Genomic DNA, 20,415 nt, shown 5'->3' with positions numbered 1-20,415 from the left:
TTAAACGCCGCTTGCAGGAATGCCCGAGCGCTCCACCTTGCGCGGCGAGGTCAGTTCCTTCCAGGTCGACAGCGCCGCGTTGACCGCCTGGAACGGCGGGCGGGCGACAAACTTGCCGTGCCCCTCGCGCGTCTTGATCGCACCGTCCTCGATGGCGACCTCGCCGCGGGTCAGCGTGAAGCGCGGCAGGCCCTTCACCTTTTTGCCCTCGAACACGTTGTAGTCGATGGCCGACTGCTGGGTCGCGGCGGAAATCGTCTTTTCCTTCTGCGGATCCCAGACCACCAGGTCGGCATCGGCGCCGACCAGGATCGCCCCCTTCTTCGGGTACATGTTGAGGATCTTGGCGATGTTGGTCGAGGTCACGGCGACGAATTCGTTCATGGTCAGCCGGCCGGTGGCGACGCCATGGGTCCACAGCATCGGCAAGCGGTCCTCGAGCCCGCCGGTGCCGTTGGGGATCTTGGTGAAGTCGCCGAGCCCGGTGCGCTTCTGCTCCGTGGTAAAGGCGCAGTGGTCGGTCGCCACCACCTGCAGCGTGCCCGCCTGCAGGCCGGCCCACAGGCTGTCCTGGTGCTTCTTGTCGCGGAAGGGCGGCGACATCACCCGGCGCGCCGCATGGTCCCAGTCGGGATGGCGATACTCGCTCTCGTCCAGCGTCAGGTGCTGGATCAGCGGCTCGCCATAGCAGCGGATGCCGTTCTGCTTGGCCCGGCGGATCGCCTCATGCGCCTGTTCGCAGGACGTGTGCACCACATAGAGCGGCACGCCGGCCATGTCGGCGATCATGATGGCGCGGTTGGTCGCCTCGCCTTCCACCTCTGCCGGGCGCGAATAGGCATGGGCTTCCGGCCCGTCATTGCCCTCGGCCATCAGCCTGGCCTGCAACTGGGCGACCACGTCGCCGTTTTCCGCATGCACCATCGGCAGGGCGCCGAGCTCGGCGCAGCGCTGGAACGAGGCGAACATCTCGTCGTCGTCCACCATCAGCGCGCCCTTGTAGGCCATGAAATGCTTGAAGCTGTTGATGCCCTTGTCGCGCACCACCGCTTCCATGTCGTTGAACACCTGCTCGCCCCACCAGGTGATCGCCATGTGGAAGGAGTAGTCGCAATTGGCCCTGGTCGACTTGTTGTCCCACATGGTCAGCGCTTCCAGCAGCGACTGGCCGGGCGAAGGCAGGCAGAAATCCACCACCATGGTGGTGCCGCCGGCAAGCGCGGCGCGCGTGCCGCTCTCGAAATTGTCGGCGGAATAGGTGCCCATGAAGGGCATTTCCAGGTGCACATGCGGGTCGATGCCGCCCGGCATCACGTAGCAGCCGGTCGCGTCGAGCACCTCGTCGCCGGAAAGGTCCGGCCCGATCTCGACGATCCTGCCGCCGTCGATTTTCACATCCGCGCGGTAGGTGAGATCGGCCGTGACGACCGTTCCGCCCTTGATCACTTTGCTCGCCATCGCCGTTCCCCAATCTCGTCTGTCGTTTCCTGACAACTCACCCGCGTGCTGCTCGCGCCCCCCTCCGGCGTCATCCCGGGCAAGGCGAAGCCGCGACCCGGGACCGGAGAGCCACAAACTATCGGTTCATCGTCTCATACAGGTCGGCCCATTCCGGATTCATCGTCTCGATCAGCTCGAACTTCCATTTTCGGTGCCATCGCTTGATCTGCTTCTCCCTGCGAATGGCATTTTCGATGTCGTCGTACTCTTCGTACCAGACCAGCGCCTTCACGCCGTAGCGCGTGGTAAAGCCGGGAACGAGGTCGTTGCGATGCTCATACGCCCGTCTCGCAAGATCCGTCGTCACGCCGGTGTAGAGGGTCTCGTATGGCCGCGAGGCCATGATGTAGACCCATGACGCCACCCATCACCCTCCCCGGCTCGCCGATCCCGGATCTCGCTGACGCTCGTCCGGGATGACGCGGAGAGGCAGTACCCCAGTCTCACGCCCCGCCTGCCGCTCCATCGTCTCCATCGCCCTCACAGGCAAGGCAGCGCCAAACCTCAACCCCGCCCTTCACACTCCCCTCTCCGGCGTCATCCCGGGCAAGGCGAAGCCGCGACCCGGGACCGGAGAGCCACAAACCTGTCCGGCGCGCGCGCCATCACCACGCGCGCCAGCGCTCACTCCACGATCTCCGCCGCTTCCAGCACCGCATGCAGCAGCACGTCGGCGCCGGCCCGCGCCCAGTCCCTGGTAATCTCCTCGGCCTCGTTGTGCGACAGCCCGTCGACGCAGGGGCACATGATCATCGCCGTCGGGGCGACCTTGTTGACCCAGCAGGCATCGTGACCGGCGCCGGAGATGATGTCCATGTGGCTGTAGCCGAGCTTTTCGGCGGCATTGCGCACGGCCTTGACGCAGGTCTCGTCGAAGGTCACGGGATCGAAATGGCCGACCGCCTCGATCGTCGCCATCAAGCCCAGATCCTCGGCGATCTTCGGCGCCCGCGCCTCGAACTCCGCCTTCATCGCGTCCAGCGTCTGCCGGTCGGGCGAGCGGAAGTCGACGGTGAACACCACCTTGCCGGGAATGACGTTGCGCGAGTTGGGATAGACGTCGCAATGGCCGATGGCGCCGACCGCGCGCGGCTGGTGCCGCATCGCGATCTCGTGCACCAGCTCGGTCATCCGCGCCATGCCGAGGCCGGCATTGCGGCGCATCGGCATCGGCGTCGAGCCGGTATGGCTGTCCTTGCCGGTCACCGTCACTTCCAGCCACCACAGGCCCTGGCCGTGGGTGACGACGCCGATATCCTTGCCCTCGGCCTCCAGGATCGGCCCCTGCTCGATATGCAGTTCGAACATCGCGTGCATCTTGCGCGCGCCGACCGCTTCCTCGCCGACCCAGCCGATGCGCTTCAGCTCCTCGCCGACCGTCTTGCCGTCCGCGTCCTTGCGCGCATAGGCCCAGTCGAGGTCGTGCACCCCGGCAAAGACGCCGGAGGCCAGCATGGCGGGGGCAAACCGCGTGCCCTCCTCGTTGGTCCAGTTGGCGACGACGATGGGCCGCTTCGTGCGGATGTTGAGGTCGTTGAGGGTGCGCACCAGTTCCAGGCCGCCGAGCACGCCGAGCACGCCGTCATATTTGCCGCCCGTCGGCTGGGTGTCGAGATGCGAGCCGACATAGACCGGCAGGGCGTCCGGATCGGTGCCCGGCCGCGTCATGAACATGTTGCCCATGGTGTCGACGCCCATGCTCATCCCGGCCGCCTCGCACCAGGCCTGGAACAGCTTGCGCCCCTCGTTGTCGGCATCGGTCAGCGTCTGGCGGTTGTTGCCGCCGGCAACGCCCGGACCGATCTTCGCCATCTCCATCAGGGCGTCCCACAGGCGGTCGGCGTCGATGCGCAGGTTCTTGCCCGGTGCGGTCATTCAGGTCACTCCCTCGGTCGATCCTCAGCCGGCGGCGCCGGCCTCACTCCATGTTGGGAAAGGTATAGACGGCGCCGTCCTTGATACCGGCCGGCCAGCGCGTCGTCACCGTCTTCAGGCGCGTGTTGAAGCGCACGCCTTCCATGCCGTAGATCGAATGGTCGCCGAACAGCGAGCGCTTCCAGCCGCCGAAGGAGAAATAGGCGACCGGCACCGGGATCGGCACGTTGATGCCGACCATGCCCACCTCGATCCGGTCGGCGAAGGCGCGCGCGGCATCGCCGTCGCGGGTGAAGATCGCGGTGCCGTTGCCGTATTCGTGCTCGTTGATCAGCGACAGCGCCTCGTCGTAGCCCTTGGCGCGCACCACCGACAGGACGGGACCGAAGATCTCCTCGCGGTAGATCGTCATGTCGCGGGTCACCCGGTCGAACAGGGTGCCGCCGACGAAATAGCCGTTCTCGTAGCCCTGCAGCGAGAAGCCGCGCCCGTCGACCAGCAGCTCGGCGCCTTCCTTGACGCCCTGGTCGATGTAGCCGAGCACCTTGCGCATATGCGCCTCGGTGACCAGCGGGCCCATCTCCGCCTCGCGGTCGGTCGCCGGGCCGATCTTCAGCGCCTGCACGCGGGGGACGAGCTTTTCCACCAGCCGGTCGGCGGTCTCCTCGCCGATGGGAACGGCGACGGAGATCGCCATGCAGCGCTCGCCGGCCGAGCCGTAGCCGGCGCCCATCAGCGCATCGGCGGCCTGGTCCATGTCGGCATCCGGCATGACGATCATGTGGTTCTTGGCGCCGCCCAGCGCCTGCACCCGCTTTCCATGCGCGGTGCCGGTCGCATAGACATATTCGGCAATCGGCGTGGAGCCGACGAAGGACACCGCCTTGACGTCCGGATGGGTCAGCAGCACGTCGACCGCCTCCTTGTCGCCATGCACGACATTGAGCACCCCGTCCGGGAAGCCGGCCTGGTGGAACAGGTCATAGACCGCCATGACGGCGGAAGGGTCGCGCTCGGACGGCTTCAGCACGAAGGTGTTCCCGCAGGCAACCGCGATCGGATACATCCACAGCGGCACCATCGCCGGGAAGTTGAACGGGGTGATGCCGGCGACGACGCCGAGCGGCTGGCGGTCGGAATGGCTGTCGATGGCCGGGCCGACATTGCGGGCGAACTCGCCCTTCAAGAGATGCGGGATGCCGCAGGCGAATTCCACCACCTCGATGCCGCGCGCCACTTCGCCCAAGGCATCGTCATGGGTCTTGCCGTGTTCGGCCGAGATCGCCCTTGCGATGTCGTCGGCATGGGCGGAGAGCAGTTCCTTGAAACGGAACATCATGCGCGCGCGCTTCAAGGGCGGCGTGTCGCGCCAGGCCGGGAAGGCGGCCTTGGCCGCGGCGATCGCCTCGCCGACCTCGGCCGCGCTCGACAGCGGCAGGACCGCGGTCTGTTCGCCCGTCGCCGGGTTGAACACCGCTTGCGTCCTCGTCGAGCGGGAGACGACACGCGCCCCGCCGATGGCGTTCTCGATGTTGGCAAGGCCGGACTTCGGCATGTTCCCTCCGCTCGCCCGGCGCGACATGCGGTTCCGGGCGCCCTCGTGCGTCTGCGATCGCGGCCGGGATCGGCGGGAAGCCACGCACGCGCGCCGGCCTCTCCTGTCCTCTCCCTCGATGCCTCTCCGGCATCGGGCAGCGCTGGTCGCGCCGCCGGCCATTCCCCGTTCCGGATGGTTCGGCCATCCGGGCGGCCTTCGCGTCCTCGCGCTCCGGCCGAAATCTGAAAGGTGCGCGGCCCCGGTCTGTTGTGCCCGCCGGGTTGCCAGTCGCTTGGTCAGTCGCGTCTTTGCCATTGCGCCAGGCGGAAAAACCTGACCAAATGGTCAAATCGAGCGTAGGAAGGCTTGACCATCCGGTCAAGATCATTTTTTCGGCTCGCCTGCCGAATTGGCACTCACCGCAGCGGACGGCCCGGAGAGATGAGCGGCACGGACAGGTTAAAAGGCAGGGCGCAGGCCCGAATACCGGACAGGACGCAGAAGAGCGCGATCCGGGCGGAGAACGAGCGCGTCATCCTCAAGGCGGCCGAGGAGGTCTTCGCGCAGAGCGGCTTTCGCGGCGCCACCACCGGCATGATCGCCGACCGGGCCGGCATCCCCAAGGCCAACCTGCACTATTATTTCCCGACCAAGGAAGTGCTCTACCGGCGGGTGGTCGAGCATATCTTCAACATCTGGCTGGAGGCGGCGAACTCCTTCGACGAGAGCGACGATCCGGTCGAGGCGCTGACCAGCTACATCGCCAAGAAGATGGACATCTCGCGCGCCCATCCGATGGGCTCCAAGGTCTGGGCCAACGAGATCCTGCACAAGGCGCCGGTGATCCAGGACTATCTGGAGACCACCTTGCGCGAGTGGACCGCCTCCCGCGTCGCGGTGATCGAGCGCTGGATCGCCAGCGGCCGGATTGCGCCGATCGACCCGCAATATCTGCTCTACATGATCTGGGCGACGACCCAGCACTATGCCGACTTCAACCACCAGATCGACACGCTGAACGGCGGCCGGCCGCTCTCCGATGCCCAGTTCGAGGAGGCCAAGCGCACGGTGACCGGCATCATCCTCGCCGGCATCGGCGCTGTCCCCCCGGCCGGGCTTGCCGCCGCCGGGCCGCCGCGCGATGCTGCCGCCCGCAACGGCGCGGCCCGATGACCGCCGCAATGGCGCCCGACAGCGAAGGACAGCAGCAGATGGAGGCAGGCCGGATACCGGACGCAGGCACCGAGCCCGAAAGCGACGGCGCCCCGCGCACCCGCATCCAGGAGAAGAACCGCGCCCGCATCCTGGAGGCGGCGCTCGGCACCTTCTCGCGCTTCGGCTATCGCGGCGCCCGCGTCGACCAGATCGCCGAGGACGCGGGCATGTCGAAGTCGAACCTGCTCTATTATTTCGGCTCCAAGTCGGAGATCTACAAGGCGGTGCTCGCCGACCTGCTCGACCGCTGGCTGGCGCCCTTGCGCACGCTCGATCCGGATGGCGACCCGCGCAAGGAACTCACCGCCTATATCGAGCAGAAGCTGCAATTTTCCGCCGACTATCCGCAGGCCTCACGCCTCTTCGCCAACGAGATGCTGCAGGGCGCGCCGGTGATCCGCGACGTGCTGGCAGGACCGCTGAAGGCGCTGGTCGACGAGAAGTCGCAGGTGCTGCGCCACTGGGCGGAGCGCGGCCGCATCCGGCCGGTCGATCCCACCCACCTCATCTTCCTGATCTGGGCGACGACCCAGACCTATGCCGACTTCGCGCCGCAGATCGAGGCGATCACCGGCACCGGCGTCCATGACGAGGCGTTCCGCCGCCAGGCGCTGCAGGCGTTGACCGACCTGATCTTCGGCGGGCTGCTGCCTCGGCCCGGTTCGCCTTGATCTTGCCCTTACCGCCTGTATCCTGCTTTTTTGCAAGGGACGTGCGTCGCCGTCCCCGATCGACCCTGCGACCCGACCGGGAGACCGCATGCGCAAGGCCCTCGTTTTCGCCGCCCTTCTGCTCTTTGCCCCGCTGACGCTGGCCGGCCCGGCGCTCGCCGCCAAATGCGGCAACAACGCCGCCGGCTTCCCGGCCTGGCTCGCCAGCTTCAAGCGCGAGGCGGTGGCCGCCGGCATTTCCAGCCGCACGGTGGAGGCGGCGCTCGGCGGCATGACCTATAACAGCCGGGTGATCCGGCTCGACCGCAACCAGAAATCCTTCAAACTGTCCTTCGAGGAATTCCTCGCCCGCCGCGCGCCGCCCTCGACCATCGCCATGGGCAAGCGGCGGCTGCAGCAGCACGCCGTGCTGCTCGACCGGGTCGAGCGCAGCTATGGCGTGCCGAAGGAGATCATCGTCGCGATCTGGGGGCTGGAATCGGGCTTCGGCGGCTTCATGGGCGACATCCCGATCTTCTCCTCGCTCTCGGCGCTCGCCTATGACTGCCGCCGCTCCGAGTTCTTCACCAAAGAGCTGATGAGCGCGCTCAGGATCGCCGACCGCGGCTTCATGCGGATTTCCGAGATGAAGGGCGCCTGGGCCGGCGAGATCGGCCAGACCCAGTTCCTCGCCTCCAGCTACGAGCGCTTTGCGGTCGATTTCGACGGCGACGGCCGGCCGAACCTGATCCACAGCCATGCGGACGTCTTTGCCTCGACCGCCAATTTCCTGCGCCAGCACGGCTGGAAGCCCGGCGGCGACTGGGCGCCGGGCAGCCACAATTACGGGGTGCTGCGCGACTGGAACCGGGCGGAGGTCTATCGCCGCACCATCGCCCATATGGCGAGCGAGCTGCGCCGCTAGAGCGCTTTCCGATCAGGTGGAATCACCTGATCGATAAGAAATCGCTCCAAATTCAATACCTTGAGCATATTCTTGTCGTTCAGATCGGTTCGATCTGAACGGAATATGCTCTAGAACCCCTTCCGCGGGCGGTCACGCCGCCCGCTAGCTTGGTTTTTCTGCGGGCGGTCAAGCCGCCCGCACGTGACCGAGAAAACTCTCGATCTGCCGTGACAGCGCCGCCGACTGGTCGGACAGTTGCGAGGCCGCCGCCAGCACCTCGCTTGCCGCCTCGCTGGCGTCGGAGGCCGCGGCGGTGACCCCGGAGATGTTGCGCGAGACGTCGGCCGTGCCTGTGGAGGCCTCGGCGACATTGCGCGCGATCTCCACCGTCGCCTGGCCCTGGCTGCCGACCGAGTCGAAGATCTCGGACGAGATGTCGCTCATCCGGCGGATCGTCTCGCCGATCGCCTTGATCGCCTCGGCCGCGCCGAGCGAGGCCGCCTGCATGTCGGCGATCTGCCTGCTGATGTCGGAGGTCGCCCTGGCGGTCTGGTCGGCCAGTTGCTTGACCTCGCCGGCGACGACGGCGAAGCCCTTGCCGGCTTCGCCCGCCCGCGCCGCCTCGATGGTGGCGTTGAGCGCCAGAAGGTTGGTCTTGGCCGCGACGTCCTCGATCATGATGACGATCGAGCCGACGCGCTCGGCGGCGGCGGCGAGCCCCGCCACCTGCTTGTTGGTCTCTTCCACCTCGGCCACCGCCGTCTCGGCGATCTCGCTCGAGCGGCCGGCCTGGCTGCGGATTTCCGTCACCGAGGACGACAGTTCCTCAGTCGCGCCGGCGACGGAGGCGACATTGGCGGAGGCCTGTTCGGAGGCCGCCGCAACGGCGATCGCCTGCCCCGAGGTGCGTTCGGCGACGCTCGACAGGCCCGACGCGGTACTCTTCAGCCGCTCGGCCGCCTGGGTCAGGGCGCTCACCGACGAGCCGACCGCCTCGTCGAAACTGTCGGCCAGGCGCATCATGTCGGCCCGCCGCGTCTCGGCGGCATCGCGCTCCTTCTCCGCCTCGCGCTGGCGCAGCCGCTCGGTTTCCAGCGCGTTCTCGCGGAACAGGGCGAGCGCCCGGCCAAGCGCGCCGATCTCGTCCTGCCGGTCGACGAAGGGCGCCTGCGTGTCGAGCTGGCCGTCCGCCAGCAGCCGCATGCGCTCGGTCACCACGCCGAGCGGCCCGGTCACCCGGCGGCCGACCAGGAACAGCAGCAGCGCGGCCAGCACCAAGCCGATGCCGAGAAAGCCGAGCTGCCGATAGACATGCGCCTCGGCGGCAGCGGCGGTTTCCGCCGCCGCGACCTCGGCCTGGGCCAGCGCCTCGATGGCGATGGAGGCGATGGCGTCGAGCGTGGGCAGCGTCGCGGCCATCCACTCGGGCAGGGCGAGCGGCGGGGTGGTGCCGGCCTGCAGGGCCAGGAACTGGCGCTCGCTCAGCTCGCGGAAGCCGGCATTGTAGATCGCATCCGTATCGGTGAAGGCCTTGGCGAGCCCTGGCGACAGCGGCAGGTCGCCGAGCAGCGACCGGGCCATCTTCAGCGACGCCAGCGCGGAGGCCGTGGACCCGTAGAACCTGCGCGTGGCATCGTCCGGCAGCGCGACGCCGGAGGTCGCGTTGGAGACGAGAAGCGAGGCCTCGCCCGCCGTGCTGCGCGCATCCAGGGCGGCGGACTGGGCCGCAAGCAGCGCGTCGACGACCGGATCCTTGTACTGGACGCGGGTGCCGAGCTCGCCGGCGAAGGCGAAATTGGCGTTGATCTGGCTGGTCAGCTCATCGCGCCAGCGCTCGGCCACCGCGCCGCGCCGGGCCGCATCCGTCTGCTCCAGCGCGGCGTCGACCTCCTGCATCAGCGCGAAAAGCCGGTCGCGCGCGCCGGTGAATTCCGCCAGCCGGGCGTCGCGGTCGCTGATCGAGGACTGTTCGATGGCGCTCACCACCCGCTCGGCCGCCGAGCGGCCGGCAAGGCGCAACTCGCGCGTGCGCTCCGTCAGGCCGACCACATCCGCCTTCAGGTCGCGGAAGCTGTTGCCGCGGTCGAGGCGCAGATACAGCAGGGTATCGAGCAGCGGCGCCGCGATCCGCGCGATGTCCTGCACCTGACGGGCGGTCTGGAACTCCGTCCAGGCCGACCGGGCCGACAGGGCGAGCAACACCCCGATCGCCAGCGTGAACCCCAGGAACGAGGCGCGCAGAATGGTGGATACGCTGATCTTGGTCATAAGTTCGCCGGACCTCCAGGCGTGGTCTCCCGTCTCCCCGAGCGATTGATCGCCGCAAACTGCCAAGATCGGGTTAACGCAGGGGAACCTGCGAACCAGCGCCGCGCCGGAAACGACAAAACCGGGCCCGCCGCGCGGACGGACCCGGCCTCGCAGTTGGTGCCCGTTGGCGGCGACCGTTACCGCGCCGCCGACAGGCTCCCTTCGATCACTCGGCCGCTTCCGCCACCCGGTTCGGGTTGTTGGGATGGGTCGTCCAGTTGGCGTAGTTCGGGTTGATCGGCTTGCCGGTGCGCGGGTCGCTGCCCTCGGTGATCTGCTCCAGGGTGATGCAGTCCTCGACCGGACAGACCGAGACGCACAGGTTGCAGCCGACGCATTCCTCGTCGATCACCTCGAAATGGCGCAAGCCGTCCTTCATCGCGGTGATCGCCTGGTGCGAGGTGTCCTCGCAGGCGATGTGGCAGCGGCCGCACTTGATGCAGGCGTCCTGGTCGATGCGCGCCTTGACCACATAGTTGAGGTTGAGCCGCTGCCAGTCGGTGACCTTGGGCACCGCCCGCCCGACCACCTGGTCGATCGAGGTGTAGCCCTTCTCGTCCATCCAGTCGGACAGGCCGTCGATCAGGTCCTCGACGATGCGGAAGCCATAGGTCATCGCCGCGGTGCAGACCTGCACCGTGCCGGCGCCCAGCGCCATGAACTCGGCCGCGTCCCGCCACGTCGTCACGCCGCCGATGCCGGAGATCGGCAGGCCGTGCGTCTGCGGATCGCGGGCGATCTCGGCGACCATGTTGAGGGCGATCGGCTTCACCGCCGGGCCGCAATAGCCGCCATGGGCGCCCTGTCCGTCGATGGTCGGATAGGGGGCCATCTGATCGAGATCGACCGAGACGATGGAGTTGATCGTGTTGATCAGGGACACGGCATCCGCCCCGCCCGCATGGGCGGCGCGGGCCGGGTTGCGGATGTCGGTGATGTTCGGCGTCAGCTTGACGATCACCGGCATGCGCGTGTGCTGCTTGCACCAGCGCGTCACCATCTCGATATATTCGGGCACCTGGCCGACGGCCGAGCCCATGCCGCGCTCCGACATGCCGTGCGGACAGCCGAAGTTCAGCTCGACGCCGTCGGCTTCCGTCTCCTCGACGCGCTTGAGGATATCGATCCAGTTCCGCTCCTCGCAGGGCACCATCAGCGAGACGACCAGCGCCCGGTCGGGCCAGTCGCGCTTGACCTGCTTGATCTCGCGCAGGTTCACCTCCAGCGGGCGGTCGGTGATCAGCTCGATATTGTTGAACCCGATGAGCGAGCGGTCCGGCCCGTGGATCGCGCCGTAGCGCGGGCCGTTGACATTGACCACCGCCGGGTCCTCGCCCAGCGTCTTCCAGACGACGCCGCCCCAGCCCGCCTTGAAGGCGCGGACGACGTTGTATTCCTTGTCGGTCGGCGGCGCGGAGGCCAGCCAGAACGGGTTCGGCGACTTGATGCCGAGAAAATTGCTGCGAAGATCGGCCATCTGAGAATCCTCCCCACGGATGTTCGGGAGTGAAAGGTACGGGGTTGCCAGGGGTCCTGCCGCGCTCAGGCGGTCAGCGCCGCATGGATCGAGGCCGCGGCGATCTTGCCGTCCTCGACCGAGGCGACCGTCAGGTCCTCGCCGCCGGCGACGCAATCGCCGCCGGCCCACACGCCGGCAAGCGAGGTGCGGCGGTCGGCATCGACGCCGATCCGGCCGCCGTCGAGCTCCAGCGCCTCGCCGCCGCCCAGCGCGTCCGGCACGAAGGTCTGGCCGATCGCCTTGAACACCTGGTCCGCTTCCAGCGTGACCGTCTCGCCGGTTCCCGTCAGCCGGCCGGCGCTGTCGGGCAGCATCCGCTCCAGCTCGATGGCCCGCACATGGCCGCCCTCGCCGATCAGCCGGCGCGGCGCCAGACACTCGCGGATCACCACCCCGTTGGTCAGGGCGATCTCCTGCTCATAGGCGCTGGCCTTCATCGCCTCGCGGTCGCGGCGATAGGCGATGGTCACCTCCTCGGCGCCGAGGCGCTTGATCTGCACGGCGATGTCGATGGCGGTCATGCCGCCGCCGATCACCACGACCTTGCGGCCGACCGGCAGGGCGGAGAGGTCCTGCGCCTGGCGCAGCTCGGCGATATAGGCGACCGCGTCGATGACGCCGGCCAGATCCTCGCCCTCGGTCTTCAGCGCATTGACGCCGCCGAGCCCCATGCCGAGGAACACCGCGTCGAAGTCGCGGCGCAGGCCCTCCAGCGTGACGTCGCGGCCGAGCGCCTTGTTACACTCCACGGTGATGCCGCCGATCGAAAGGACGAAGTCGACCTCCGCCTGGGCGAAATCCTGCGTCGTCTTGTAGGCGGCGATGCCGTATTCGTTGAGGCCGCCGAGCTTGGGACGGGCCTCGAAGATCGTCACGTCATGGCCCTGGCGCGCCAGGGCATGGGCACAGGAAAGCCCGGCCGGGCCGCCGCCGACGACGGCGACGCGCTTGCCCGTGGGCGCTGCACGCTCGTAAGGATGCGCTGCCCCGCGTGCGAGGAACGTGTCCGTCGCATGGCGCTGCAGCAGGCCGATGGACACGGGCCGGTCCTCGGCGAGGTTGCGCACGCAGGCCTCCTCGCACAGCGTTTCCGTCGGACAGACGCGGGCGCACATGCCGCCGAGAATGTTCTGCTCGAAGATCGTCTTGGCCGAGCCGAGCGGATTGCCGGTGGCGATCTGGCGGATGAATTTCGGAATGTCGATCGAGGTCGGACAGGCGATCGTGCAGGGCGCGTCGTAGCAGAAATAGCAGCGATCCGCCTCGACCCGCGCCTCATGGACGCCGAGCGGCGGATGCAGGTCCTCGAAATTCTCCAGGTAGTCGTCGGCCGTCAGGCGCCCCGCGCGAATGTCGGGGGTCACGAGTGCATCAGCCATGGCTGCACCTCCGATAGCGCCGGGCCGCTGCCGCGGGTCCGGCGTCGATGTTCTCCTCTGGAGCGCAGGCGATCCGTTTCGTCGTCGGACCGGGACCGGAAGGGGGTCCCGCTGTCGGCCTGCGCCGGCTCTGGCGATTTGCTTGGCAGATCTCCTCGGCAGATCTGCCAAGAAGATCTCAATGGCGCGCGCCTCGTTGGTTGGGAGCGCGTCCGGGGTCATTGGGCCGAATTTTGACCAAATAGTCAAATTTTTTGTGCGGCGTCCATCTCCGGCCGATCCCGGCAGCACTTGGCCGGCGGCGGCGGCCATGCGATATGCGGGGGAACAGGCCGCCCGGCGGCAGAGAAACCTTCACGGGAGAGAGATCGGTGACGCACCCCGTCCTTCACGACTACTGGCGTTCGTCCGCAAGCTACCGCGTGCGCATCGCTCTCAACCTGCTCGGCATCGCCTATCGGGCGGCCCCGGTGAACCTGCTCACCGGCGCCCACCGGGCGGCGGAGAACCTTGCCCGCAATCCGCAAGGGCTGGTGCCGACGCTGGAGATCGACGGCGAGGTGCTGACCCAGTCGCTCGCAATCATCGAATATCTGCACGAAACCCGCCAGCCGGCCTCGACCCTGCTGCCGGGCGATGCCCTTGGCCGCCACCGGGTGCGCGCCCTGTCGCATGCCATCGCCATGGAGATCCATCCGGTCTGCAACCTGTCGGTCGCCACTCACGTCGCCGAACTCACCGGCGGCGGCGACGAGACCAAGGCCGCCTGGATGCGCACCTTCATCGGCAAGGGGCTCTCGGCGCTGGAGCGCATGCTCGACGATCCGCGCACCGGGCGCTTCTGCCACGGCGACACGCCGACGCTCGCGGACCTATGCCTGGTGCCGCAGATCTACAATGCCCGCCGCTGGGGCGTCGACCTTGCCGCCCTGCCGAGGCTGGTTTCGATCGATGCGGCCTGCAACGCGCTGGAGCCCTTCGCCGCCGCCCATCCGGACCGCATCGGCGCCCCCGCCTGAGGCGGGGCGTGTTGGGGGCGCAGACGCCCGGCCCCGCAGGGCCGTCCATCCGCGCACCCCACGCGCCCACCCCTTCCTGGCGTCCTCCCGGACGGCGCGCAGCGCCGATCCGGGATCGGCGAGCCGAGGGCCTACGGGGCCCGCTTCCGACAGGCGGTGACCCTTACTCCAGCCCCTCGAACAGCGCCGTCGACAGGTAGCGCTCGGCGAAGGAGGGGATGATCACGACGATGCGCTTGCCCTTCATCTCTGCCCGCGCGCCGACCTTGAGCGCCGCCGTCAGCGCGGCGCCGGAGGAGATGCCGACCGGCAGGCCCTCGAGCCGCGCGACCTTGCGCGCCATCTCGAAGGCCTCGTCATTGCTCACGGTGACGACCTCGTCATAGGCCGCCGTGTCGAGGATGCCGGGCACGAAGCCGGCGCCGATGCCCTGGATCTTGTGCGGGCCGGGCGTGCCGCCGGACAGGATCGGGCTGTCGGCCGGCTCGACCGCGACCACATGCAGGTCGGGCTTGCGCGCCTTCAGCACGTCGCTGACGCCGGTGATCGTGCCGCCGGTGCCGATGCCGGAGACGAACACGTCGACCGTGCCGTCGGTGTCGTTCCAGATCTCCTCGGCGGTGGTGCGGCGGTGGATCGCCGGGTTGGCCGGGTTCTCGAACTGCTGCGGCATCAGCGCGCCGTCGATCTCCTGGACCAGTTCCTCGGCACGGGCGATGGCGCCCTTCATGCCCTTCGGACCCTCGGTCAGCTCCAGCTCGGCGCCGAGCAGCTTCAGCATCTTGCGCCGCTCGATCGACATGGTCTCCGGCATCACCAGGATCAGGCGGTAGCCCTTGGCGGCGGCGACGAAGGCAAGCGCAATGCCGGTATTGCCGGAGGTCGGCTCGACAAGGGTGGTCTTGCCGGGGACGATCTTGCCCTCGGCCTCCAGCGCCTCGATCATCGACACGCCGATGCGGTCCTTGACGCTGGAAATCGGGTTGAAGAATTCGAGCTTGGCGAGGATCTCCGCCTCGACGCCGGCCTCGCGCGCCAGCCGGTCGAGCCGCACGAGCGGCGTGTCGCCGATGGTTTCGGTGATGGAGGCATAGATGCGGCCGCGGCCGGGCTTCTTGTCGCTCATGCTGAACTCCCTTGGTCTCGCCGGATCGCGCAAGGCCCGGCGCGTCATTCTCTCTCAATCTAGGCAGGCATCGCCGCCCTGACGAGCCCCTGCCGTCGCCGGAAACCGCGCAAGCCTGGAACTTCAATCCGAAATCGGCGGATCTTTTGAAAAAGAATACCCCAATGCGGGATCAATGATGCCCGGTCGAGCCGAAGCCACCCTCGCCGCGCCGGGTCTCGTCCAACTCGTTGACCTCGATCAGCTCGGCCCGCGCCACCGGCGCCACCACCATCTGGGCGATGCGGCTGCCGCGCTCCACGGTGAAGGGCTCGTCGCCGAGATTGATCAGGATCACCTTCACCTCGCCGCGATAGTCCGGGTCGATGGTGCCGGGCGTGTTGAGCACGGTGACGCCGTGGCGGGCGGCAAGGCCGGAGCGCGGGCGCACCTGCGCCTCCGTATGCGGCGGCAGGGCGATGGCGATGCCGGTCGGCACCAGCGCGCGGGCGCCCGGCGCGATCACCAGCGGCGCCTCGACGGCGGCGAGAAGATCCATGCCGGCGGCCTCCTCGCTCTGGTAGGAGGGCAGCGGCAGGTCGAGGCCATGGGCAAGGCGGCGCACGCGCAGGGGAAGGGTCATGGGCTGGGATCCGTGTGTGGAAGCGGGAAAAATTGGCGAAAGGTGCTGAAGGCGGGCTTGCGGGAGGGCGGCTGCCTCACGCCGGGCCGCTTCACGCCGGGCCGCCTCACGCCGGGCCGAGAGTGGCGGCGAGCCGGCGGGCGATCTCGGCGACCAGCCGGCGCGCCACCTCGTCCTTGGCCAGCGTCGGCCAGTCGGTGACGCCGTCATGGCCGACCAGCCGCACGGTGTTGGCATCGCCCCCCATGACGCCGGTCTCCGGCGACACGTCATTGGCGACGATCAGGTCCGCGCCCTTGCGCTGCAGCTTGCCGCGGGCGTTGTCGACGACGTCGTTGGTCTCGGCGGCAAAGCCGACGACGAGGCGCGGGCGCGCGGTCGGGTGACGGCCGATGGTGGCGAGAATGTCCGGGTTTTCGGTCAGCGCCAGCACCGGCACCTTGCCGCTGCCGTCCTTCTTGATCTTGCGGTCGCTCTCGCCGTCGCTGCGCCAGTCGGCGACGGCCGCCGCCATCACCGCGACATCGGCCGGCAGCGCCGCCTCGACGGCGGCCAGCATCTGCCGCGCGGTCTCCACCTTCACCACATCGACGCCCGGCGGATCGGCCAGCGTCACCGGCCCGCTGACCAGCGTCACGCGGGCGCCGTGCCGCGCCATCCAGCCGGCGATGGCATGGCCCTGCTTGCCGGAGGAGCGGTTGGCGATGTAGCGCACCGGGTCGATCGGCTCATGCGTCGGCCCGGAGGTGATCAGCACATGCCGGCCGGCAAGGTCCTGCGGCACCGGATCGAGCATGGCTTCCAGCGCGGCGACGATCTCCAGCGGCTCGGCCATCCGGCCGAGGCCCGCCTCGCCGCTCTCGGCCATTTCGCCGGCATTCGGCCCGACGAAGGCAAGCCCGTCGCGGGCAAGCTGGCCGACATTGCGGCGGGTCGCGGGACTTGCCCACATCGCCGGGTTCATCGCCGGGGCGAGCAATACCGGCTTGTTCGCGGCGAGCAGCACGGCGCTGGCGAGATCGCCGGCAAGCCCGGCCACCATCTTCGCCATCAGGTCGGCGGTCGCCGGCGCGACGACGATGGCATCGACCTCGCGCGACAGGCGGATATGGCCGACATCGTGCTCGTCGTCGCGGTCGAAGAGATCGGTGAACACCTTGTCGCCGGCAAGCGCGCCGGCCGCCATCGGCGTGACGAAGCGGCAGGCGCCCTCGGTCATCACCACCCGCACGCTCGCCCCGCGCTCGCGCAACCGGCGGATCAGGTCGAGGCTCTTATAGGCGGCGATGCCGCCGCCGATGATGAGAAGGATGCGCGTGTCAGTAAGGCTCAAGGCTCCCTCCCGCGGGCTGGATGACGGACGGCGGCGGGCTGTCGCCGTCAGCTTCCCGAGCCGAAGGCGCGCGGTGCCGGCGCGATCACCCGCGAGCCGCTGCCCGTCACCTCGTAGACCGCAAGGCCGCGCTCGTTGCGCCCGTCGCGGTCGAAGCGGAAGACGCCGTCGATGCCGAGGAACCCGTCGCGATTGGTCAGCACCCGCTCGGAAAACCGCGCCGGGCCGGCGGAGCGCACGAGACCGGCGGCGAGGATCGTCGCGTCATAGGCGAGCGAGGCGTTGCGCGGCGGCTGGCTGCCATAGCGCGCCTGGTAGCGCGAGGCGAAGGCCTGGAAGCCGGACCCGTCCGGACCCGGATACCAGGCGCCGGTCAGCGGCGCCGCGTTCAGCACCTGCGGCGTTTCCCACTGGCCGCTGCCGAGCAGCCGGGTCTGGCCGAGATTGACGCCCCCGGTCGACAGGGTCTGGGCGACGAAGGGCGCGACATTGCCGGCCGGCACGAAGATCGCGTCGATCTGCGCCGCGTTGGCGGCGATCCGCCCGGCCTTGGCGGCGATGTCGGTGGTGTCGTTGCCGCTCAGGCTGTAGCGCTCGATGGAGACGATGCGCCCGCCGGCCCGGCCGACCTCCTGGCGGAAGGCGGCCTCGACCACCGCGCCATAGGTGTCGTCGGGCAGGAGCGCGGCGAAGGAGCGCTTGCCCTGGCGCGAGGCGTGGGAGACGATCCGCGCCACGTCGCTGCGCGGCAGGAAGCTCAGCAGATAGACGCCGCGCGAGGCGACGGATTCGTCGCTGGAAAAGGCGACGACCGGAATGCCGGAGGAGCGCGCGGTCGCGCCCGCCCCGCCGACCGCCGGCGCGAAGACCGGCCCGAGAATCAGTTCCGCCCCTTCCGCGATCGCCGCCTGGGCGGCGGCCTGGGCGCCCTGCGCCGTGCCGCCGCTGTCCTTGATCAGGATCTGCACGTCGGCGCCCTGGAAGTCGGACAGCGCCAGTTCGGCGGTGTTGCGGAACACGCTGGCGATGGAGGAGGCATTGCCGCCGCCGCTCATCGGCAGCAGCATGGCAACGCGCACCGATCCCTGGCCGAGCGTCTCGCCGCTCGGGGCGGGCGGACCCGACGGCGTCGAGGGGTAGCCCGGATATTCGCCCATGGTCGAGCCGCTGCAGCCGGCAAGCGCCAGGGCAGCTCCGAGCGAGAGCGCAAGGACGGATCGCCGCGCATGCATCATCTTGTCCAGACCTCCAAGCACTGTCCCCGATCTCCCGTTTGCCCGGCCCCGCCTGCCCAAGGCATCCGCCGGAAATGCTTATCAGCCCCGCCCGCCGGCTGCAAATCCTCGCTCGCCGCCTTGGCCTTGCCGGCGTTTCCTGCCAAAACGGGCGAAAGCCCGCCGCGCGGGCTCCCGTTCGCATGAAAGCCGACCGCATGTCCTCCACCGAGCCGGACCAGAGCGAAGCGCCGAAGCCGGCCTCCCGCGATTTCTTCATCGGCGCCCATCGCATGACGGCGCCCTCGCTCGCCTGCGGCCTTTATATCGTCGCGACACCGATCGGCAATCTCGGCGACATGACGGTGCGCGGGCTGGAGGTGCTGGCGGGCGCCGATCTCGTCGCCTGCGAGGACACCCGCGTCACCGCGGTCCTGATGCAGCGCTTCGGGCTGAAGACGCCGCTCACCGCCTATCACGAGCACAATGCCCAGAAGGTCCGCCCGCGGCTGATGGCGGCGCTGGAGGCCGGAAAGGCCATCGCGCTGGTCTCCGATGCCGGCACGCCGCTCGTCTCCGATCCCGGCTACCGGCTGGTGCGCGAGGTGGTCGAGGCCGGCCACAAGGTCTTCCCGGTGCCCGGCGCCAGCGCGCCGCTCGCCGCCCTCGTCGCCTCCGGCCTGCCGTCGGACACGTTCTGCTTCGCCGGCTTCCTGCCGCAGAAGGGCGGGCCGCGCCTTGCCCGGCTGGAGGAGCTCTCGCGCATTCCCGCAACGCTGATCTTCTTCGAAAGCCCGCACCGCATCGCCGCCTCGCTCGCCGACATGGCGCAAGTGTTCGGCGGCGCGCGGGAGGCGGCGGTCGCCCGCGAGATCACCAAGCGCTTCGAGACCTTCGAGCGCGGCACGCTGGAGGAGCTTTCCCGCCATTTCGCGGAAGGCCCGGCGCGCGGCGAGTTCGTCGTGGTGATCGCCCCGCCGCCGGAGCGGCCTGAAGCCGAGGCGGGCGATGCCGACGCGCTGCTCGCCGAGGCGCTGAAGACCATGAAGGCGGCGGGCGCGGCCAAGCATGTGGCGCAGCTCACCGGCCTCGACCGCAAGGAGCTTTACGCCCGCGCCCTGGAGATCAAGGCGAAGTGACGCGCCGCTCCTTTGCCCTGCCGTGCCGCCCGTGCTACTCGGGCGATTGAGCCTCGTCACCCCGACCCTGCGGAGCGCCGCGCATGACCAAGATCATCATGGTGTTCTTCGCCGCCGTCGCCGCGATCCAGGTGATCAAGCCGCTCGGCTGGCCGGGGCTGAAGCACCGCCGCGATGCCTGGAAGCTCGCCGTCGGCGGCTTTCTCGTCACGGTGCTGGCGGTGATCCTCGCCGCCATGTTCCAGCCCTCCGCATGAGTGCGGGCGGCGCGCAGGGTCCGGGCGGCACCCGCCGCCGCCGGCGCGGCGCCTATCGGCTCGGCCTCAGGGCCGAAACGCTCGCCGCGCTCTATCTGCGGGCGAAGGGCTGGCGGATCCTCGCCCGGCGCTTTCGTGCCGGCAGCGGCGAGATCGACATCATCGCCCGGCGCGGCGACACAATCGCCTTCATCGAGGTCAAGGCGCGCGCCGACCGGGACGCGGCGCTTGCCGCGATCACCCCGGCGACCCGGCGCCGGATCGCCGCTGCTGCCCGGACCTGGTGCGCCGGGCGCGAGGATCTCAGCCTCATGACGCTGCGCTTCGACGCGGTGCTGGTCTGCCCCTGGGCGCTGCCGGTGCATGTCGCCGACGCCTTCACCGTCGCGGAAGCGTGAGCGGCCGGGCCGCTCTGGACAAAGCCCGGCGCGGGCCGCATATCCTGTCCCCAACCGCGGGGCGCCCGCCCCGCCTTTCCATCCGTCGTTCAGCGCGCCGATCCGGCGCCGGAGACCTTCCCCGGAGACCTTCCGATGACCTCTTCCACCCCTTCGACCGCCGGCCAGGCCTCCCCCCGGCTCAAGGTCGCGGTCCAGATGGACCACATCTCCTCGATCAACATCGCCGGCGACAGCGCCTTCGCGATGATGCTTGAGGCGCAGGCGCGCGGCCACGCGCTCTTCCATTACACGCCGGACCGGCTGGCGATGACCGGCGACACGGTCACCGCCGCGCTGGAGCCGGTCACCGTGCGCGACGAGCCGGGCAACCACTTCACCCTCGGCGAGCGGAAACTGACCGACCTTGCCGAGA

18 protein-coding genes and 1 pseudogene are annotated in these 20,415 nt (G+C 69.0%); 8 read left to right on the top strand and 11 right to left on the bottom strand.

What is annotated here, in order from left to right:
* The 4 genes from hydA to TSB10P1A_RS22465 form a co-directional block, all read right to left on the bottom strand.
* Entirely contained in the window at positions 1-1,458 is a 1,458-nt protein-coding gene (gene hydA / locus TSB10P1A_RS22480) for a dihydropyrimidinase (protein WP_186390203.1), read from the bottom strand.
* Between the two features lie 118 nt (positions 1,459-1,576).
* A complete protein-coding gene (locus TSB10P1A_RS22475) occupies positions 1,577-1,864 on the bottom strand; it encodes a GIY-YIG nuclease family protein (protein WP_186390202.1) in 288 nt (95 codons plus the stop codon).
* A gap of 260 nt (positions 1,865-2,124) precedes the next feature.
* A complete protein-coding gene (locus TSB10P1A_RS22470; RefSeq protein WP_186390201.1) occupies positions 2,125-3,375 on the bottom strand; it encodes a Zn-dependent hydrolase in 1,251 nt (416 codons plus the stop codon).
* Positions 3,376-3,418: 43 nt separating this feature from the next.
* The gene (locus TSB10P1A_RS22465) at positions 3,419-4,930 is read right to left on the bottom strand and encodes a CoA-acylating methylmalonate-semialdehyde dehydrogenase (protein WP_186390200.1); all 1,512 of its coding nucleotides are present in this window, start codon (positions 4,928-4,930) and stop codon (positions 3,419-3,421) included.
* A 423-nt stretch (positions 4,931-5,353) separates the two neighbouring features.
* Between TSB10P1A_RS22465 and TSB10P1A_RS22460 the strand changes: the two genes are divergently transcribed.
* The 3 genes from TSB10P1A_RS22460 (at position 5,354) to TSB10P1A_RS22450 (ending at position 7,702) form a co-directional block, all read left to right on the top strand.
* Entirely contained in the window at positions 5,354-6,085 is a 732-nt protein-coding gene (locus TSB10P1A_RS22460; RefSeq protein ID WP_186390199.1) for a TetR/AcrR family transcriptional regulator, read from the top strand.
* Positions 6,082-6,798, top strand: a complete 717-nt coding sequence (rutR, locus tag TSB10P1A_RS22455) for an HTH-type transcriptional regulator RutR (protein ID WP_244293216.1) — start codon at positions 6,082-6,084, stop codon at positions 6,796-6,798. The genes TSB10P1A_RS22460 and rutR overlap by 4 nt, the downstream gene beginning before the upstream one ends.
* An 88-nt stretch (positions 6,799-6,886) precedes the next feature.
* The gene (locus TSB10P1A_RS22450; RefSeq protein ID WP_186390198.1) at positions 6,887-7,702 is read left to right on the top strand and encodes a lytic transglycosylase domain-containing protein; all 816 of its coding nucleotides are present in this window, start codon (positions 6,887-6,889) and stop codon (positions 7,700-7,702) included.
* Between the two features lie 168 nt (positions 7,703-7,870).
* On the opposite strand, the gene TSB10P1A_RS22445 is transcribed toward TSB10P1A_RS22450, so the two are convergent.
* From TSB10P1A_RS22445 to TSB10P1A_RS22435, 3 genes are all read right to left on the bottom strand, one after another.
* Entirely contained in the window at positions 7,871-9,952 is a 2,082-nt protein-coding gene (locus TSB10P1A_RS22445) for a methyl-accepting chemotaxis protein (RefSeq protein WP_186390197.1), read from the bottom strand.
* 208 nt (positions 9,953-10,160) lie between these two features.
* Positions 10,161-11,471, bottom strand: a complete 1,311-nt coding sequence (gene preA, locus TSB10P1A_RS22440) for an NAD-dependent dihydropyrimidine dehydrogenase subunit PreA (protein WP_186390196.1) — start codon at positions 11,469-11,471, stop codon at positions 10,161-10,163.
* A gap of 65 nt (positions 11,472-11,536) precedes the next feature.
* Entirely contained in the window at positions 11,537-12,892 is a 1,356-nt protein-coding gene (locus TSB10P1A_RS22435) for an NAD(P)-dependent oxidoreductase (protein ID WP_186390195.1), read from the bottom strand.
* A 371-nt stretch (positions 12,893-13,263) separates the two neighbouring features.
* Between TSB10P1A_RS22435 and maiA the strand changes: the two genes are divergently transcribed.
* Positions 13,264-13,911 carry a maleylacetoacetate isomerase gene (maiA, locus tag TSB10P1A_RS22430; protein ID WP_244293215.1) on the top strand — a complete coding sequence of 216 codons (648 nt, stop codon included), beginning with the start codon at positions 13,264-13,266 and terminating at the stop codon, positions 13,909-13,911.
* Between the two features lie 163 nt (positions 13,912-14,074).
* On the opposite strand, the gene cysK is transcribed toward maiA, so the two are convergent.
* The 4 genes from cysK to TSB10P1A_RS22410 all read right to left on the bottom strand — a co-directional run bounded on the left by cysK (position 14,075) and on the right by TSB10P1A_RS22410 (position 18,248).
* On the bottom strand, positions 14,075-15,037 hold the full coding sequence (gene cysK / locus TSB10P1A_RS22425; RefSeq protein ID WP_186390193.1) for a cysteine synthase A: 963 nt from the start codon (positions 15,035-15,037) through the stop codon (positions 14,075-14,077).
* A gap of 172 nt (positions 15,038-15,209) precedes the next feature.
* On the bottom strand, positions 15,210-15,659 hold the full coding sequence (gene dut, locus TSB10P1A_RS22420; protein ID WP_067224698.1) for a dUTP diphosphatase: 450 nt from the start codon (positions 15,657-15,659) through the stop codon (positions 15,210-15,212).
* Positions 15,660-15,765: 106 nt separating this feature from the next.
* Complete coding sequence (gene coaBC, locus TSB10P1A_RS22415; protein ID WP_186390192.1) at positions 15,766-16,992, bottom strand: bifunctional phosphopantothenoylcysteine decarboxylase/phosphopantothenate--cysteine ligase CoaBC; 1,227 nt, start codon at positions 16,990-16,992, stop codon at positions 15,766-15,768.
* A 47-nt stretch (positions 16,993-17,039) separates the two neighbouring features.
* The gene (locus TSB10P1A_RS22410) at positions 17,040-18,248 is read right to left on the bottom strand and encodes a penicillin-binding protein activator (RefSeq protein WP_244293214.1); all 1,209 of its coding nucleotides are present in this window, start codon (positions 18,246-18,248) and stop codon (positions 17,040-17,042) included.
* 176 nt (positions 18,249-18,424) lie between these two features.
* Between TSB10P1A_RS22410 and rsmI the strand changes: the two genes are divergently transcribed.
* The 4 genes and pseudogenes from rsmI to TSB10P1A_RS22390 all read left to right on the top strand — a co-directional run.
* Positions 18,425-19,345: a 16S rRNA (cytidine(1402)-2'-O)-methyltransferase gene (rsmI, locus tag TSB10P1A_RS22405; protein ID WP_186390191.1), complete on the top strand. Its 921-nt coding sequence runs from the start codon at positions 18,425-18,427 to the stop codon at positions 19,343-19,345.
* Between the two features lie 83 nt (positions 19,346-19,428).
* Positions 19,429-19,602, top strand: coding sequence for a hypothetical protein (locus TSB10P1A_RS22400; RefSeq protein WP_186390190.1), 174 nt, complete (start codon positions 19,429-19,431; stop codon positions 19,600-19,602).
* Positions 19,599-20,000: a YraN family protein gene (locus TSB10P1A_RS22395; protein ID WP_186390189.1), complete on the top strand. Its 402-nt coding sequence runs from the start codon at positions 19,599-19,601 to the stop codon at positions 19,998-20,000. The genes TSB10P1A_RS22400 and TSB10P1A_RS22395 overlap by 4 nt, the downstream gene beginning before the upstream one ends.
* A gap of 135 nt (positions 20,001-20,135) precedes the next feature.
* Positions 20,136-20,415 (top strand): annotated as a pseudogene (locus TSB10P1A_RS22390) (hypothetical protein); the annotation flags it as partial.

The organism is Stappia sp. TSB10P1A, from assembly GCF_900185725.1.
Classification (GTDB): Bacteria; Pseudomonadota; Alphaproteobacteria; order Rhizobiales; family Stappiaceae; genus Stappia.
The sequence above is the reverse complement of the archived record's forward strand: the minus strand, read 5'-3'. Positions and strand labels throughout refer to the sequence as shown.